This window comes from Shewanella sp. 10N.286.52.E4 (genome assembly GCF_041468785.1).
Lineage (GTDB): Bacteria > Pseudomonadota > Gammaproteobacteria > Enterobacterales > Shewanellaceae > Shewanella > Shewanella electrodiphila.
The window spans coordinates 124857-143180 of sequence record NZ_JBFRJJ010000005.1; the positions used below are offsets into that span (position 1 = coordinate 124857).

General features: G+C 38.1%; 12 protein-coding genes. 4 read left to right on the forward strand and 8 right to left on the reverse strand.

The window, feature by feature from the left end; all coding sequences use genetic code 11:
* Positions 1 to 28: 28 nt before the first annotated feature.
* On the reverse strand, positions 29 to 1741 hold the full coding sequence (locus tag AB4153_RS02910; protein WP_371996305.1) for an alkaline phosphatase family protein: 1713 nt from the start codon (positions 1739 to 1741) through the stop codon (positions 29 to 31).
* Between the two features lie 136 nt (positions 1742 to 1877).
* Complete coding sequence (locus AB4153_RS02915) at positions 1878 to 2732, reverse strand: hypothetical protein (protein WP_371996306.1); 855 nt, start codon at positions 2730 to 2732, stop codon at positions 1878 to 1880.
* A 288-nt stretch (positions 2733 to 3020) separates the two neighbouring features.
* On the opposite strand from AB4153_RS02915, the gene AB4153_RS02920 reads away from it, so the two are divergent.
* Positions 3021 to 3269: a YdcH family protein gene (locus tag AB4153_RS02920; RefSeq protein WP_102527273.1), complete on the forward strand. Its 249-nt coding sequence runs from the start codon at positions 3021 to 3023 to the stop codon at positions 3267 to 3269.
* A 315-nt stretch (positions 3270 to 3584) separates the two neighbouring features.
* Here AB4153_RS02920 and AB4153_RS02925 read toward each other — a convergent pair whose 3' ends face one another.
* The 3 genes from AB4153_RS02925 to AB4153_RS02935 all read right to left on the reverse strand — a co-directional run bounded on the left by AB4153_RS02925 (position 3585) and on the right by AB4153_RS02935 (position 9466).
* Entirely contained in the window at positions 3585 to 4856 is a 1272-nt protein-coding gene (locus tag AB4153_RS02925; protein WP_371996308.1) for an ectonucleotide pyrophosphatase/phosphodiesterase, read from the reverse strand.
* A 205-nt stretch (positions 4857 to 5061) separates the two neighbouring features.
* On the reverse strand, positions 5062 to 8265 hold the full coding sequence (locus AB4153_RS02930; RefSeq protein WP_371996309.1) for an efflux RND transporter permease subunit: 3204 nt from the start codon (positions 8263 to 8265) through the stop codon (positions 5062 to 5064).
* Between the two features lie 4 nt (positions 8266 to 8269).
* Positions 8270 to 9466: an efflux RND transporter periplasmic adaptor subunit gene (locus AB4153_RS02935; RefSeq protein ID WP_102527276.1), complete on the reverse strand. Its 1197-nt coding sequence runs from the start codon at positions 9464 to 9466 to the stop codon at positions 8270 to 8272.
* A gap of 433 nt (positions 9467 to 9899) precedes the next feature.
* Here AB4153_RS02935 and galE point away from each other — a divergent pair, with 433 nt between their 5' ends.
* Both galE and AB4153_RS02945 read left to right on the forward strand, forming a co-directional pair.
* Positions 9900 to 10928 carry a UDP-glucose 4-epimerase GalE gene (gene galE, locus AB4153_RS02940; protein ID WP_371996310.1) on the forward strand — a complete coding sequence of 343 codons (1029 nt, stop codon included), beginning with the start codon at positions 9900 to 9902 and terminating at the stop codon, positions 10926 to 10928.
* A 469-nt stretch (positions 10929 to 11397) separates the two neighbouring features.
* Positions 11398 to 12999, forward strand: coding sequence for a glycoside hydrolase family 43 protein (locus tag AB4153_RS02945; RefSeq protein ID WP_371996311.1), 1602 nt, complete (start codon positions 11398 to 11400; stop codon positions 12997 to 12999).
* A 105-nt stretch (positions 13000 to 13104) separates the two neighbouring features.
* Here the strand turns inward: AB4153_RS02945 and tal are convergent, their stop codons facing one another.
* The 3 genes from tal to xylB form a co-directional block, all read right to left on the reverse strand.
* Entirely contained in the window at positions 13105 to 14055 is a 951-nt protein-coding gene (tal, locus tag AB4153_RS02950; protein WP_371996330.1) for a transaldolase, read from the reverse strand.
* 37 nt (positions 14056 to 14092) lie between these two features.
* The gene (xylA, locus tag AB4153_RS02955; protein WP_371996313.1) at positions 14093 to 15412 is read right to left on the reverse strand and encodes a xylose isomerase; all 1320 of its coding nucleotides are present in this window, start codon (positions 15410 to 15412) and stop codon (positions 14093 to 14095) included.
* A gap of 73 nt (positions 15413 to 15485) precedes the next feature.
* Positions 15486 to 16946, reverse strand: a complete 1461-nt coding sequence (gene xylB, locus AB4153_RS02960; protein WP_371996315.1) for a xylulokinase — start codon at positions 16944 to 16946, stop codon at positions 15486 to 15488.
* 208 nt (positions 16947 to 17154) lie between these two features.
* On the opposite strand from xylB, the gene AB4153_RS02965 reads away from it, so the two are divergent.
* A complete protein-coding gene (locus AB4153_RS02965; RefSeq protein WP_371996316.1) occupies positions 17155 to 18111 on the forward strand; it encodes a Gfo/Idh/MocA family protein in 957 nt (318 codons plus the stop codon).
* Positions 18112 to 18324 lie beyond the last annotated feature (213 nt).

The following is an 18324-nucleotide window of genomic DNA, read 5'->3' on the forward strand; positions in this document are numbered from 1 at the left end:
AGGTGGATTTACGTTGAGAAGCTTGTCGCTACTTTACCAAAACCTCTTTTAGTGGGTATCCGACAGCACTTGAAGGAGCGTTGATATTCATCAATGCACTGAGTGTCGGTGCTAAGTCGACAGTTGCAACAGGCCTGTTTATAGTTTGTCCTTTAAGTTTCATGCCAGCAAATATAATAGGAACATGGGTGTCATAGCGCCACGGAGAACCATGTACAGAGGCAACATTGAGACCGTCAAAATCTGCCACAAACACATTTGGCTCAAAAACTAAGTAAATATCTCCTGAGCGGCTAGGGTAAAAACTGTTTTGCACTTTTTGAGTAATTTCATCGTTAGGCACATTGCCATTTAATAAATGATTAAAGCTATATGCTCGATGAATACCTGAAACACTATTGAGTACATTAGCGACTTTTGTTGTTGCTTCCGCTAATGGCACTTTTTGTTTAGCTAGCTTGTCATGATCCAAATTAATATAGGGTTGCCATGCATTAACAAACAAATCCCCTGTAATTTTCCATTTGCTTTTTAAAGACTGAATGGCAGTATTTTTTTCTAAACTTGCTAAGTCGAAATGTTTAGCTTTGATACCAAATTGCGTTAAGTATCCCGGCGCCTCAGGAGCACCATGATCAGCTGATAACACGATCAGTGTGTTTTCTAAACCAATGTTGTCATCAATAAAACCAAATAAAGAGGCCAATGTCCTATCGAGTCTAAGTAGATTATCTTCTGCTTCTAAGCTGGATGGGCCAAAGATATGGCCAACATAATCGGTTGATGAAAAGCTTATCGATAAATAATCAGTCACGATTTGGCTATCATGACTATTGTTACCAAGATTATTGTTAGTAATGACTGTTTTAGCGAAATCAGCAGTCATTTCATCACCGATAGGGCTTACGGTTAAAAAAGTACTAAAGTAGGGGTTATCACTAGGGCCAAATTCATGTGGGAATGTAATTCCGTAACCCGGTAATTTTGTTTTCCAATCGTGATTCTGATTATCACCGAATAAATATTGCTGAGCAGGTTTTGATAATTGCCATTGGGTGTTGGCATATGTCGATATTGGATTCGCTTTATTCCAGTTTGTTACCCATTGTGGATATTGTTTGTAATAATAATCGCTACTAACAAATTCACCGGCTGATTTAGAAAACCAAAATGCTTTTCCTGTGTGACCTGCTAATGTGATAGCTCCGCGGTCCTTAACTGATACTGCAAAGACTTTAGATTGGCCATTGTTACTGGCAGTAAGCTCATCACTAAACGTGGTCGCCATAATATTTTTTGGTGAACGGCCTTCAACTTTACTGGCTTTTTGTGTGGGATCGATTTCATTTTTTGCATCGACAGCAGCATTTGCACTTAAAAGTGGGTGTTGTTCATCTTGTACATTGTAAATTGGTTGCTGCATTTGCTTATCAAACCATAAATTACTCACCATGCCGTGTGTTGAAGGATGTGCTCCTGTGGCTAGCGTTGTATGCCCTACAACCGTTTCAGTAATCGCATGTTGATGGTGAGCTTCTTTGTAATAAATCCCTTCATTGATTAAATATTCAAAGCCATCGTCAGAGAAATGCTGCTGATAACGTTGCAATAAATCCCCCCTGAGTTGATCTACAGTGATTTGTAAAATCAATTTTGGTTGTTTTGCCTGAGCATCTTTGAATGGGGTGACTAGTGTAATTAAGCTTATCGAGACGATTGATATTGCTGAAAGCCATTTCATCAACTATTCCTTCTATTAGTACTATTTGATAACAAATCCTTGTATGAATAGTATTAGCAGAGAAATAGGCAATGATAAATAATGCTTTGGTGTTGATAAGCAAAGAAAAGGGTATTGTTAAAGTAAATTCTTAAATCTACTGATAGCCAGATAAATGTTGCTGACACAGTGCTAAATTAAAACGAATTTTATCTAACCATGTTGAAGCTTCATTATCAGATAAATACCAAAAGCCTGATAATTTTTCAGGGTATTGGTCGAAAAACACTTGTTCAACATCAAGCAGTTTTTGTTGTGTCACTGCAGCCAACCAAGCAGACTGCGGAAGTTGGTTAAGATATCGTAAATTATTGAGGGCAGCATGGGAGCTTTGATTTTGTAACGTTAACTCAATCATTAACTGATATGGGTCATGTATTTGATGCTGAATAGAATCAGTTATAGGTATAACTTGTGTAACACGGCTAGATTTTTGAGTCTGGGAATCAGTTTTCCGTGCTGCCGTTTCATTCAATAATAGAGCAGGCCACATAGCTTGTTGTGCATTACTTTGTTGATGAACTTCTATTGCAATCCTACGTTCACCAAGCCAATTATGAACAACACAGGGTAAATGTTGTTTTAACGACATATCTTCACTGCGTTTAAGGCTAGGTAGTAATGACATTCTTTCAAGTGCTAACTCACAGTTTAATCGACTAAATAACACAAAACTGACTAACCCAGATGAAGGCCAGCATTTGAGCTTCAATTCTAATTCGCGAGCGACTATTGATAAATTGGTTGTTAACCAATCACTATGAGGTCCAGTAACGACAAAATCTTCAGTTGAACCTGCATAAGGACCATTACAAATATTGATAATGTTATCGCCACTAGCAATAGTGCCATTAAATATAATGGTATAACCGTGAGTAGCAGCTTGCCAATCACCATTGGCATTACCAATAATAGTGACTTTGCCAAATTGGGGTTGTGCTTTAGATGTCATATTGAATTCGATTCGTACTCTTTTTTATAGGCATATATTTTAGCAGTGATTCAATACTTTTATTCAAAGTTTTGAATAGATTAGGTCAAACACCTTGTATCTATAAAAGATTGAATGTTTTTTGAGCACTTGTTTTGTGTCAGAAATTCTATATTGAGAAAATATGCTTGTATTTTATGCTAAGTGCTCTACATTTTATATGAGATTTAAAGTTGAAAATCGTTACCTTCAAAACTCGAAAATAGAACCAATGAACATGTAATATTAAGATAAATAAATGAGGCTTATATGTTAGGTGAAAATCACTCTCTTCGAAATGAATTTCCTGATCACTTAGACACCATTGCAGCGCTAAATAAATCTGATGCTGAATTCGCAACTGTATTACAGCAATACGATAAGTTGGACAAACAAATTCGTGAATTAGAATTAAAAGATTCACCCATATCTGATGATTCTATTCATGACTTAAAGCAACATCGCGTTGAGATGAAAGACAAGTTATATCAACAAATCATGGCGGCCGAGAAAAGTTAGTGAGATTCAGTGCAACAAAGGCCAATTAGATTTACGTAATTGGCCTTTTAAGTTGGATTTGCATAATTGATTTTTTTACACAAAAAGTAACTGATAGGCTATTCACCCGTTATCAATAATTTTATATCTAGTTTGTGCATCTCTTTACCTAAGCAAACAGGTTACCACGAAGGCGTTTTGCCTCAGCAATCATGTGATTCATAATGTTCCCTTACATTTACGCTTTCAATGCGGTAACAAACCAATTTAACCGTTTAGCTTACTCAGTTAACTCCTCATAAAAGGCTTTAGATTGGTTTTATCCATTTAGTTGTTTTAATGTTTTAAAAGCGGACTTAATACTGACAATTCACCATCAATCTTTTCTGTTACTGTTAAACCTAAAATATGAGCGATGAGAGGGTACAGGTGAATGTTTTTAGCTTGTTGTATCGTAGCGCCTTGTTTAAACATTGGCCCTTGAGCATAGAGTACGGTATTCATATCTGTGATTACTTCAGGATCATAACCATGCTTGCCGATAACGCCTGGTTTAGCATCGGTACTAGTAATATAGTAATTATTACTCACAATGACAGCATCCCCAATTGAAGCATTACCGGTAAAGTGCAGGTGGCTTGGCACATCTGCTTGTAAGTAAAACTCGAGTCCTTCAACCTGAGAAACCAACTCTTTAAGTTGCTTGAGATCCTGTTGTTTATCTTTACCCGTTGCTGTGACTAACGAAAATGCCGCGTCATTGTTAAAAATAAACTTTTTAATTAGTTTTTGATTATTGGCGATTAACTGATCTGTATATACCCGATCAAATTCATCCACTTTTGCCATACCATGATCTGAAGTGATAATCACGTTAACTTCAAAAGGTAAACCTTTTAATTCAGTAAGCAAATTACCGATCATAGTGTCTATATATAGTACTGCATCTCGCGTTTGTGATGCTTCTGGACCATGGTGATGTCCTGCGCTATCAACATCTGAAAAGTATAATGTCACGAATTGTGGTCTTTTATCTTCAGGTAACGAAAACCAGTCTATCACTTGCTGGACTCTTTCTTCATTAGGAGTACGTCCATCATATTTGAGCCAGTAATTCGGTCTAAAACCCGCTATTTCAGCTTCTGAACCAGGCCAAAAATAAGTAGCAGACTTTAACCCTTGCTGACGCGCTAATGACCATAACGGTACACCTTGATAAAATTGACCATCCGTTACGGCTTCACTAATGTTCATCGCATAATCATGTTCTAATTCAGGATTATAAAAACGGTTTGAAATAATGCCGTGATTCGCAGGATACAGGCCGGTAACGAGTGTCAAATGATTCGGGAAAGTGACTGTTGGAAAGGAGGGCACAAACTGCTTAACGGTGGCAGCATTGTTGGCAAACTCTTTGATATGTTGTGGTTGGTGTAGTTCATTATAGTCATAGCGGTAACCATCAATTGATATCAACAATACGTGCTCTTGTGTAGATTCTGAAGCATCATTAAACGGCTGTTGTATATCGGTAGCTGTGACAGATATCGATAATATAATACTGCCTAATGTAAATATGAATTTCGAAACTAAGGGAATCTTTGACACAATTGATCCTTACTAATTATTGTTATGTTCATTCTCATCATAGCGTCACTATATGACATTCTTTTGTAGTTGTAGCTGATTTAACAAAACCTCTAGGCATCGATACTAAATTTATGAGCTATTACAAAAAAAGCGAAACTGACGTTTCGCTTTTTTGATTAAGGTAATCGTTTAACGATAAACCGATTAATACATACTGAGTTATTTAACTAGCACGATGACTAGGTTGTTGCTCTAAGCCTGAATTTGTTTCTGCTGGTTCCGGAACATATAATCTCCAAATTCTTTGAGCAATACCGCGCATATCTTCAATGGCGATATAAAGACAAGGGATTAAACAAAGCGTCACCACCGTTGCAAACAAAACACCAAAGGCTAGTGATACAGCCATAGGAATAACCATCTGCGCTTGCATACTGGTTTCTGTCATAATCGGCATCAAACCAATAAATGTAGTTAACGAAGTCAACATGATCGCTCTGAATCGACGACAACCCGCATTAATAACCGCTTCATTTAACGGTATACCTCGCTTACGAGAGTTATTAACGTAATCGACCATTACCAGAGAGTCATTCACCACCACACCCGCAGCTGCAATAATACCGAATACAGAAAGGGCACTTAAATCTATACCTAAAATGATATGGCCTAACATCGAACCAATAACACCGAATGGGATCACAGACATAATCATAAATGGCTGTACGTAAGATTTAAGTGGAATAGCAAGTAAACTGTAAATCACTAACATTGAGATTATAAAATCTCGTAGTTGCGTGTCAGCACTGTCCAATTGCTCTTGAATATTACCTGACACTTCACTTTTAACCCGTGGATATTTGGTTAATAGTTCTGGCATGAAGTTATCACGAATATCTTTTGCAAGTTTAAACGGCTCAGCTTGCTCAGCATCTACAGATGCCCATACGTTAATGGTTCGATTACCGTTTTCGCGGCGAATACTATTAACCCCTTGTACTACTTCGATGTTAGCGACTTCAGATAAGGGAAGTTCTGCACCTTGAGGTGTTTTAATTAATACCTCTTGTACCAAGGCGATGGAGTTACGTTGTGCTTCAGGGTAGCGAAGCATTACTTTAATTTCTTCACCATTACGAATGATACGTTGTGCTTCAAGACCGTAAAAACTATTACCCACCTGCGAAGCAATATTCGCCAGGGTTAGCCCAAGACTATGGGCTAATGGTTTTAAGTTAAACTGCACTTCTTTCGCTGAAGACTGACGGCTGTCATTAACGTCACTAACCCCTTTTAAGGTGTTAAGCTTATCTTTTAGTGCTTGAGAAGCAGCGATCAGCTGTACGTCATCGTTGCCTTCTAATCTAAAGCTAATATCACCATCATCGCGTCCACCACCAAACAAGCTATCTTGAACTTCAAAAGACTTAACGCCGGGTATTTTCGGCATTGCTTGACGCCACATTTCAGCGACTTCAAAGGTATTAATCGGCCTTAATTCTGGGTCAACAAGTTTGGTTCTTACTTCAGCACGAGTACGGCCTTGTAATTCAACTTGTAATTCAGCAATCATGCCTTGTCCGTATTTATCTTCAAGCTCAGTTTCAACTTGTCTTAATGCGGCTTCGATAGAATGCGCTGCATCAAGTGTTGCAGTCTCTGCTGCATCAACATTCATTTCCAAGCTGATCCTTGGAAAATCATGTGGAATTTTGGGTTGCCCAATAAAGCGGACTAAACCACTAATATATAACGCAGCACAAATCACAATGAGCATAATAAAGGTTGAAATAACCGCATAACGGTATTTAACGGCTAATGTAAGACTTGGTTTGTAGATATTGCTGATAAATAGGGTTAAGTACTTCTCAATTTTACCCTGAACAAAATTAACCCCATTTCGTAACCAATCTAAAGGATTTTTAGAGCCTGGTTGAACAACCTTAGGTTTATTCATGTGGGCTAAATGAGAAGGGAGGATCAGTTTAGATTCTACTAATGAGAACAGTAAACAGAGTATCACTACAAAACCGATTGCCTGACCAAAGGCAGAAGAAGGGCCATCATCAAGAGTGATTGGCAAAAATGCGGCTATGGTGGTTAATACACCAAATGTTGCCGGCATTGCGACACGCTTTACACCAAGGATCACGTTATCAATATTCTGACCATTTTCTTGGCACTCAGTATGGGCACTTTCACCCATCACAATGGCGTCATCAACGACAATACCCAGTACTAAAATAAACGCGAATAAGCTAATTACGTTAATGGTCACATCAATAAACGCCATCGGCATGAATAATAAGGTACCGAGGAAACAGACGGGTAACCCCATCATCACCCAAAAAGCTAAACGTACACGTAAAAATAATGCCAGCATGAAAAAGACCAACACAGCACCTGTTTTCATGCTGTCTAGCATTAAATCAAGGCGACCATCAAGATAGTAGGTCATATCTACCCATGGCTCTAGCGTGACTCCTTCTGGTAGTAAGGCCTGCTTCTTGGCAATGTAGGCTTTCATGGTATCAGCGACATCGGTGATACTCTGATTTTTAGCCGCACCGACAAAGAAAGTCACTGCATTTTGGCCATTGAATTTAGAATACTGAATCCCTTCTTCAAAGCCGTCATTGACAGTCGCAACATCGCCTAATAAGAGGTTTGTCCCATCATCTAAAGTGAGTAAGGGCAAATCTTCGAATTCATAGCCGACATAAGCTTGGTTTTCTACACGTAGGTTAATATATCCATTTTCTGCTTTGATTTGACCAGCAGACATGTTGCGAGAATAACCTCGAACTGCTTCAGCAACATCATTAAAATTAAGCCCAAACTCACGTAATCTATCTTTACTGACTTCAACACTAATTTCATAATTTAACCCACCATAGAAGTCTGCAATGTTAACGTTAGGCAGCTGCATGATTTCTTTATGGATTTTTTCACCTAAATCTTTAAGTTGTCGCTGTGACAAATCTCCATAAAGACTTAAGTACATGACTTCTTGACGAATCTTGATACGTTCTACTTTTGGAAACTCCATTCCAGCAGGGAAGGTAGATACTGAACCAATTTCAGATTTAACTTCATCAAGTACGATTTGCGGATCATAAGAATCTTCAATTCGAAAGTAGCCATTAGCTTGATTTCGATTAGAGTAGGTGATGACACGTTGTAATCCCTGAACGGTTTCAAGTGCCTGTTCAATTTTTACAGTAATGCCTTCTTCTACTTCTTGCGGAGCAGCGCCTGGATATACAGCACTGAATTCAATCCAGTTGATTTCAACTGCGGGAAAAAATTGTTTACGAATCGTATTAGCCGTTAACAAGCCGCCTAATAAAATAATGATCATTAATAAGTTTGCCGCAACGCTGTTACGGGCAAACCAAGCAATTATGCCTTTATGAGTATCTTCCATGAATTTATTCCTTATCGTCCATGGCGATAGCAGTGTCAGAATCAACACCAACCTTAGGCTCTACTTGAAGAATTTTATCGGTCGGTAAGGCCACCGTCATTCCTTCAACAGGGTAATCAAGAGCAGAAGTAATGATGCTCATACCTTCTGCTAAACCACTTGAGATAATGACGTTGCTGCCATCTTGTCTGATAATATTAACGGGCAGGTAACGTAATTTTTTGTCTTTATCCATTGTCGCAACAAGGCCATTCACGATTAAATGGCGCGGGACAACGGCCACTTGACCTGCATGAGTACCGCCAATGTGAGCAGTAACATAAGTACCGTATCTTAATTCTTTATGGTTACTATTAAGCCCATATGGGTCATCAATCTCAGCAACTAAGTATGTCATCCGACTTTTACTGTCAATCACCCCTTCGCTACGAACGATAGTGCCAATCCATTCTTGTTTTTCACCTGCAAAGTTACCCACCAAAGTGACTTCTGCATTTGCACCTTTACGATCTAAATATTGCATTTCTTTGTCTGCAAGTGGTAATCGAACTTCAGCTTTATCAGTGCTATAAACTAAACCGATAGGCGATCCGTTACCTACGTATGTGCCTAAACCGATATTACGACTGCCAATTAATGCATCATAGGGCGCTTTAATTATTGCTCGTTCAAGATTCCTTTTTGCACGTAACAATCCAGCTTCAGCACTTTTTAGTTTGGCAATTTCTTGGGCCAATTGTGGTTTACGCAAGCTTAAATCACTTGGCTTACTGTCAGTAATCTCAGCCCATTCACGCTCAGCTACTTGTGCGTTAGCTTTTTCTTGAACTAACGTTGCTTTGGCTGAAGCCAAATTAGCTTGTGCATCTAACAGCGCTGACTCGTAGTCGCTAGGATCAATTCTTGCGAGGACGTCGCCTTTTTTAATGAAACCACCTTTAACAAATGCGTCAGATAAATAAGTAATTTCACCACTAACTTGTGCCACCAATTCAGTATGATATTTGGCATTGACGACACCATAAGAGCTAACGGTAAATGTCATTGGTTTATAATTAATGGTTTCGACAGATACAAGCGGGGTATTATCAACTGGCGGCTTCTCTTCGGGTGGTTTTTGCATAGAAACCAACAAACCAGTAATGATTACGCCTACACCTATTATGCCAATAGGGAGAATAATTTGCTTTGCAGTAGCCACGGCACTTCCTCTTGCTTAAAGCTAAATCATAGACCTTTGCCTATGACAAATTCGTTAACAGTATTATAAGTGCATGTTACAGAGTTTGTTAAACCCTTACTGTTTGAATGTGTAATTTTATGTGTCAGATGTTTCAAACTGGTTTTAATTTTTAATAACCGTAAAAATATCAATAGGATGAGCGTAAATAATTAAATTACTGAGTCAAATTTAGATATAATATATTCAGGAGTAAGCCAAAAATCATATCTCAACTTTTTAATTTAACTGTAATAAAAGAACATAAACCCATTGTTTACAGTGGTTTTTGTTGAACCCCGCTTTTTTTATTAGCTTTTTTTGTAATAAAAGTTCAAAATCAGTAAATGTAAACATGATGTGAGCAGAAATGGTTAATGACCATTAAATAGTATGAATTCATTAAGGAAGATAAATGAACGTTTTAGTTACAGGTGGTGCAGGGTATATCGGTTCGCACACTGTTTTGTCATTATTAGAAAATAACTGCAATGTAGTCGTTTTCGATAATTTATTTAATTCAAGTATTGAATCTATTAAACGTGTTGAATCATTAACAGGTAAAAGTGTTACCTTTATTGAAGGCGATATAAGAAACAAGCATCAGCTGTCCAACGTATTTAGTTCGCATAATATTGATACAGTAATCCACTTTGCAGCGCTTAAAGCTGTAGGTGAATCTGCACAAATTCCATTAGAGTATTATCAAAATAATGTTCATGGCTCGGTTTGTTTGCTAGAAGCGATGGCAGAACACAAGGTCAATAATTTTATTTTTAGTTCATCAGCAACCGTTTATGGTGAAGAAAATGAAGTGCCTTATGTAGAGACCATGAAATTAGGTACGCCATCAAGTCCTTATGGGGCAACCAAAGTAATGGTTGAACGTATAATGGCAGATACTGCAGCTTCAAATCCGCATTTTAGAGGTGTGTCACTGCGCTATTTTAATCCTATTGGAGCACATGAAAGCGGCAAAATTGGTGAGTCACCAAAAGGTATCCCAAATAATTTATTACCTTATGTAGCGCAAGTGATGGTAGGTAAGCGCGAAAAACTGAGCATATTCGGCTCAGACTACCCAACAAAAGATGGGACGTGTGAACGAGATTACTTACATGTGATGGATCTTGCTGAAGGTCATGTCGCAGCAATGAAATGGTTGAACGACAATCAAGATTTTGCTGGAGTTGAATCGTTTAATTTAGGAACAGGCAATGGTGTGTCTGTTTTTGAAATTGTTACTGCGTTTGAGCAAGCAGTAGATAAGAAGATACCCTATGAAGTTAGTCCACGAAGAGCAGGTGATTTACCTGCTTTTTGGGCAAATGCAACTAAAGCTAATGATTCCTTAAACTGGCAAGCCAATCGCTCTTTAGATCAAATGATGGTCGATACTTGGCGCTGGCAATCAGCCAACCCTAATGGCTATGATGAAGATTAATAATGGAATGAAAGTCTAAACAGTGTTTTTGTTCCTTATTCAAGGTTTAGACATGAAGTCGCTGTCACATATTGCTGGTTTTAAAAACGATAAGCTAATTTTGAATCTTAATGTCACTCATAACAGAGTGACATTTTTTAGCTGTTTAACACCATATAAATTTTCTGATAAATCTTAGTTTAAAAATAGTTCAACTAGATACTAAGCATTAATCTTCATTTTAAAACTATGTTTTAATTTACCCCGCAAACCTATACAGAAATTCGAAAAGTATAGCGTTATTTTCAATAGTAAAAACACGATTAAACACTCCCTCGATTTAACTTTTGTGCTGTCTTATCATAAAAAATTTGCAATCAATTTAGTAATGATGATAGTAAACTCATTAAAATCGATGTTAGCGCTAACAGTAGTGTTGTGATATAAAAACAATTAATGAATAACATTTTAGTCACACTGCAGGTTACTTATGAGTCAACAAATAAATCCAATTTTGCCAGGTTTTCACCCAGATCCCAGTATTGTGAGAGTGGATAATGACTATTACATTGCCGTATCTACTTTTGAATGGTATCCAGGGGTACAAATTTATCACTCAGTGGATTTGGTAAACTGGACATTAATCAGCAGGCCATTAAACAGAGCTTCATTATTGGACATGACAGGTTGCCCCGACTCTTGTGGCATTTGGGCACCTTGTTTGAGTTATTCAGATGGTTTGTTTTATCTCATTTATACTAACGTCCAACGATTTGATGGTAACTTTAAAGATTGTCCCAATTACCTTACGACTTGCTCCACAATTGATGGTGAATGGAGCGATCCAGTTTACTTAAACAGCAGTGGTTTCGATCCATCATTATTTCATGATGATAATGGCAGTAAATGGCTAGTGAATATGTTGTGGGATCACCGTCCTGGTAAGCATCCTTTTGCAGGTATTGTGCTACAACAATATTGCCAACAGCAGCAAAAACTCATTGGCACCGCAGTCAATATATTTTCTGGCAGTAAACATCAGCTGACCGAAGGACCGCATTTATACAAGATTAATGATTACTATTACTTATTAACTGCAGAAGGTGGGACGAGCTACGAACATGCTTGCACGTTTGCACGCTCTAAAAGTATCACCGGTCCTTATGAAATTGATCCTAATGTTCATGTGCTAACGTCTAAAGATAATCTGGATAAGCCTTTGCAACGAACTGGACACGGTGGATTAGTGCAATCTCCAGATGGACGATGGTTTTTGACGCATCTTCTGTCTAGGCCGATTACATTAGTAAACGGAGACAAGCGCAGTCCACTTGGTCGAGAAACAGGTATTCAAGCCTTAATTTTAAAAGATGATGGCTGGTTTAGCTTAGCATCGGGCCAAGTTTACGGAGAAATTAATCCTATAGGACTAACAGGAAAACCGCTGCGAGATTATTCACATCATGATGATTTCTCTAGCCCTGTATTACCTGATCATTATCAATGGCTAAGAATCCCCAATCCTGAATGCTTTTATAGTTTAACTGATAACAAAGGTGCGCTAACGCTATACGGAAAACATTCAGTTGGCAGTACGTTTAAACAGGCATTAATTGCCAGAAGACAGCAACATCATTCATTCGTTGCACAAACACAATTGCGCTTCAAACCTACGAGTTTTCAACAACAAGCAGGATTAATTTGCTATTACAATGCCCATAAATTTCATTATCTATATGTATCATATGATGAAAATGGGATACATATCGATGTCATGAGCTGTTTAGGTGATGAGTCTTTAAAGGCTGACTTTCCTATTTATCAACAACGTATACCTATTACCAGTCAGCAAAGTGAACACATAGGCTTAAGAGCTGATATTGATTATGGACGGTTAACTTTTAGCTACTCTGTAGATGGTAATGTGTGGCTGCCGATATGTGAATTAGATTACAGTCTCATTTCTGATGAAGCAGGTAAGGGTGAAGGTGCTAACTTTACAGGGGCATTTGTGGGTATGTGTTGCCAAGATCTAACGGGAGCAAATATTGCTGCTGAGTTTGATTATTTTACCTATAGCGAAAGACATTAGTACATTCTTCATCGATCGATAAACAAACATTTGGAATTAACATTAAGGCCATCATAAAAATTATGATGCCCTTAATGTTAACTTAAATCTCAGTTAACCTTTTGATTAACTCTCTGCTTTGCCAAGCTGTTGGATCATTTCAACTAAGATAGTCTGATCTTTAGCAAAATTACGGATCCCTTCTGATAATTTATCACAAGCCATTTCATCTTCGTTTAGCTGCCACGAGAATTGTTCAAAACTCAACGTTTTAAGTGCCTTAGGCTTAATTTTACATATTTCTTTAGCATTTAATTTATGGACTACCTCACCTTGAGTATTGTTTAATACAGTCAGTAAACTAGGTGCGATAGTAAGTAAATCGCAACCGGCTAACGCTATAATTTCGTCAATATTTCTGAAGCTTGCTGCCATAATTTCTGTTTGATAGTCATATGTTTTGTAATAGTCAAAAATAGCTTTGACAGACAATACGCCAGGATCTTCAAAAGCCTCAAATTGCTTACCCGATTGTTGTACATGCCAGTCTAAAATTCGTCCCACAAAGGGGGAAATTAAGGTGACTTTTGCTTCAGCACAGGCTATGGCTTGATTCATTGAAAAAAGCAAGGTGAGGTTACAATGAATACCTTGTTTTTCAAGCTCTTCAGCTGCCTTAATACCTTGCCATGTCGCGGCTAATTTAATTAGTACTCGGCTTTTATCTATGCCATTGGCGGCATATAAAGCAATTATCTTTTTTGCTTTCTCAATGCTTGCTACCGTGTCAAATGACAACCTAGCATCAATTTCACTGGATATACGTCCTGAAATACACTTTAAGATTTCACAGCCAAAATTAACGGTTAAATGATCACAAATATCATCGATGTTGTCTTTACCTTGAGATATCGATTTAGTAACAAGGTATTGGTATTGTGGTAGTTTTGATGCTTGTAAGATCAGAGAAGGGTTAGTCGTTGCATCTATAGGTTTGTGAAGCTTAATCGCATCAATATCACCGCTATCAGCAACTACAGTTGTGATTTTTTTTAATTGTTCCAACATATTCATGATAAAAAAATCCCCCATTTATTAGATGGGGGAACAGTCCTTAGATATAACGATTGACGACGTTTTCGAGTAGTTCTTGTCGCCCTGAAGTCGATGTAGGATTGATATTTTGTTCATGAACGACTTTTGATAAGCTTTCTAAGCTATGTTGTCCATCAAAAATATCTTTACCTAGGCCTTTATTCCACCCTGCATAACGTTGCTCTACAAATGAAGATAACGGCTCATCTTCAATAAGTTGGGCTGCGTTGAGTAATGATTTAGCCATGGTATCCATACCGCCAATGTGGCCATGAAATAAATCGTCATTTTCACATGACTGACGACGAAGTTTTGTATCGAAATTTAACCCGCCAGTGGTAAAGCCACCTGATTTTAAAATTTCATACATGACTAACGTACACTCAGCTACGTCGTTCGGGTATTGGTCTGTATCCCAACCATTTTGCATATCGCCACGGTTAGCATCAATACTGCCCATAATGCCTTCAGCACATGCTACAGCTACTTCATGATGAAAACTATGACCAGCCAAAGTAGCGTGATTCGCTTCAATGTTGACTTTGATTTCATTCTGTAAACCGTGCTTGTGTAAGAAACCTGCAACTGTTGCGGTGTCATAGTCATATTGATGCTTAGTCGGCTCCTGTGGCTTTGGCTCAATTAATAATGTGCCTTTAAAACCGATTTTATGTTTGTGTTCTACGACCATTTTTAAAAAGCGAGCATACTGTTCACTTTCTTGTTTTAAATTAGTATTAAGTAGTGAGTCATAACCTTCACGGCCGCCCCATAAAACATAGTTCTCACCACCTAAACGGTGAGTGACTTCCATGGCATGTTTAACTTGTGCAGCGCCATAGGCAAAAACTTCAGGGTTCGGGTTTGTTGCACCACCGGCACAAAAACGTTTATTTGAAAATAAATTGGCTGTACCCCAAAGTAATTTAACCCCAGTGCGTTGCATTTCTTTTTCTAGTACATCAGCAATATGATTTACGTTAGCATGGCTTTCTTTTAATGTAGCTCCTTCAGGTGCTATGTCCGTATCATGAAAGCAAAAGTAAGGTACACCGAGTTTTTCAAAAAATTCAAAAGCGACTTTAGCTTTTTGTTCTGCTAATGCAAGTTGATCACCGACAGGTTGAATCCAAGGTCTATCAAAGGTGCCTTCACCAAATATATCAAAACCTGTAGAACAGAAGTTATGCCAGTAACATGCAGCAAAACGTAAGTGTTCTTTCATTGTTTTACCCATTACTACACGGTTTTCGTCGTAGTAACGAAATGCAAAAGGGTTTTTACTCGATTCGCCTTCGAATTTGATTTTTTCTACGTTATTAAAAAATTGTTCGCTCATGATGACTCCATATTTTTTCGGTTAGTTTGTATATGATTTGTGTTAGATTTTTATCTTATTTATAAGGTGCTAATTAGATAAAGAGGTGTTTAGTGGCTTGATATAAACTTTTGAATTGTTGATATTGCGTGGCGTAATATCCCTGCATTTCAGGATTAGGTAATACAAGGTGTTTAAGTTTGCCAGAGGTACAGACTTTTTCTGTGGGACTTTGCTCAATGGCTATTCTTGCTAATCTAGCTACACCATAGGCAGGGCCAACTTCGCCGCCTTCACGATAGGACAATGGACGGTTTAATACGCTAGCAAGAATATCTCCCCATAATCGGCTTTTTGAGCCACCACCGATAACCGTTATTTCTTCAATCGTTGCACCAGCATCTAATAAAACTTGCTGCCCATCGGCAAAAGCAAAGGCTACGCCTTCTAATACCGCTCGCCCCATGGTGGCGGCATCAGTATTATGGTCTAAACCAAAGAAAACCCCTTTAGCCGTCGGATTATTGTGAGGTGTACGCTCACCTGATAGATAGGGTAAAAACAATACTGAGTTTGGTTGGCTAAAATCACATTTAGCTATTTGAGCTAATAAAGCCGATTCGTTGTCGTAGCCCGTTAGTTTAGTCACCCAGTTCAAGCAACTTGCTGCACTTAATACCACAGACATTTGGTGCCATGTATTACTCAAGCAATGGCAAAATGTATGTACCGCATTATCCGGATTGGGTAAATATTGCTCATTTGCCACAAAATATACCCCAGAGGTGCCCAGTGATAAAAATGCTTGATTTGGTTTTATTACACCAATACCTATAGCTCCAGCTGCATTGTCACCTGCACCTGCGACAACAGGCACCGTGTTCATTCCCCATAAACTGGCGATGTTCGCGCTTAATGTTCCGGTAATGTCAGTGCCTTCATATAACAACGGCATTTGCTCAATCGTCATTGATGTTGCTGTTAACATTGCTTCAGACCAGCAACGGTTCTTTACGTCTAGCCAGAGTGTACCGGCAGAATCAGACATGTCAGAGGCATAGTCTCCGGTCATTTGTAAACGTAAGAAGTCCTTAGGTAATAGAACCTTAGCAACTTTATTAAAGTTTTCTGGTTCATTCTCCTTTACCCATAATAATTTAGGGGCAGTGAAGCCTGGCATCGCGATGTTGCCAGTAATATCACGTGAATCAGGTTCAATTTCTTCTAAGGTTTTACATTGAAGTTGGCTACGGCCGTCATTCCACAATATCGCTGGACGAATAATTTGGTCATTACTATCGAGTAAGGTGGCGCCATGCATCTGGCCTGACAAACCAATAGATTTAATTTTTTTGAGTAAATCAGCTTTGGTTAATTTGAGCTCAGCCATTGCTAAACAGGTCGCTTGCCACCATTGATTCGGATCTTGTTCTGACCATTGTGATTGTGGTCGAGATATTGTTAGTGCTGAACTAGCTTGTGCTAACAACTGATCATCATTGTCTAAAATAATGACCTTTACACAAGAAGTTCCTAAGTCGATTCCAAGATACATAATTCAATCCGTTGTTATATTGCGTTATATTTTGTTAGCGCTAACATTAGCATTGAGTTTTAAATCTATCAAGGGTATTTTGTGTAATTAATGTTAACGTCTGCTGCTTGTTAATTATTGCTTTAGCCAATTAACCTTGGTGTTAACACAGCAATTGCGATGTAGTTTTTTTGCAAAATATATCTTTAAACACAAAAGGGAATGAGAAATGACTCAACTAAATTGGGGTATTGTGAGTGCAGGAAGGATTGCAGGTTTATTTTGCCAGGACTTAGTGTTTTCAAAGAACAGCCATTTATATGCAGTAGCCGCAAGAAAGCAAGCTGACGCTGATGAATTTGCTAAACAATATAATGTTGAAAAATCCTACCAAGGCTACCAAACATTATTTGATGATCCCAAGGTGGATATTGTTTACGTCGCCACGCCTCACAATTTTCATTTTCAACAAGCCTTTGATGCCTTATCTGCAGGAAAACACGTACTGTGCGAAAAACCAATGACAGTCTCACATAAAGAATGTGAAATATTAGTCAGGTTAGCGAAAGATAAAGGTTTGCTAATAATGGAAGCATTATGGACCTATTTTTTACCAGCGATGCAAAAAGCTAGAGAGTGGTTAAATGATGGCCGCATTGGACAGCTTAAACATATTAAAGTTGATTTCGGTTATCCTGTGCCATTTAAATTAGATGGTCGAGAGTACAATCCTAATTTAGCGGGAGGGTGCTTATTAGATATGGGTATTTACCCGTTAGCTATTGCAGATTTCTTTCTTGAAGCAGATATCGATAACTTGTTTGTTAAAGCCAATTTCTGTGAAACCGGTGTTGAGGATGATGTCATTATCATAGGTCAAAGTGATGATGTGATGGTCAGTCTTGCGACATCCTTTCAATGTCGATTAAGTAATAATGCCTATCTTATCGGTGATGAAGGTTATATTTTAATTCCTGATGCCTTTAGAGCTAAAGAGTGTCGTTTATTTCACCTTGATGAATTGGTTGAAAGTTTTACTGATAACAGGCAATCACTGGGCTATCATTTTGAAGCAGATGAAGCATGTCGAGTCATTGAAGAAGGGAAGTTGCAAAGTACGGTTGTTAGCCATCAACATAGCTTATTATTTCAAAGCCAGCTGGCCAGTGTCAAAGCTCTTTTTTAGCGCTCTAATTTAGTTCTCATATTTATATAACTACTGATTGTCTTTAGAACGTTACTAGCAATTACGTAGAACGTGTAGCGTGAGTTTGATTTCATTATTTAAATATGACTAATGGTCGCTTCTTAGGAAAGTACGTTTTTACATTTATGATTTTAAAAATGTTATTATTCAGAATGTAACGTATCAAAATAGCTGTCTATCTTCATACAGTTA

What these genes read in the sequence shown, in the direction of transcription:
- AB4153_RS02920 (WP_102527273.1), top strand. Translation starts at nt 3,021, where the DNA reads ATGTTAGGTGAAAATCACTCTCTTCGAAATGAATTTCCTGATCACTTA.
- AB4153_RS02910 (WP_371996305.1), bottom strand. Translation starts at nt 1,741, where the DNA reads ATGAAATGGCTTTCAGCAATATCAATCGTCTCGATAAGCTTAATTACA.
- AB4153_RS02915 (WP_371996306.1), bottom strand. Translation starts at nt 2,732, where the DNA reads ATGACATCTAAAGCACAACCCCAATTTGGCAAAGTCACTATTATTGGT.
- AB4153_RS02965 (WP_371996316.1), top strand. Translation starts at nt 17,155, where the DNA reads ATGACTCAACTAAATTGGGGTATTGTGAGTGCAGGAAGGATTGCAGGT.
- galE (WP_371996310.1), top strand. Translation starts at nt 9,900, where the DNA reads ATGAACGTTTTAGTTACAGGTGGTGCAGGGTATATCGGTTCGCACACT.
- xylB (WP_371996315.1), bottom strand. Translation starts at nt 16,946, where the DNA reads ATGTATCTTGGAATCGACTTAGGAACTTCTTGTGTAAAGGTCATTATT.
- xylA (WP_371996313.1), bottom strand. Translation starts at nt 15,412, where the DNA reads ATGAGCGAACAATTTTTTAATAACGTAGAAAAAATCAAATTCGAAGGC.
- AB4153_RS02930 (WP_371996309.1), bottom strand. Translation starts at nt 8,265, where the DNA reads ATGGAAGATACTCATAAAGGCATAATTGCTTGGTTTGCCCGTAACAGC.
- AB4153_RS02945 (WP_371996311.1), top strand. Translation starts at nt 11,398, where the DNA reads ATGAGTCAACAAATAAATCCAATTTTGCCAGGTTTTCACCCAGATCCC.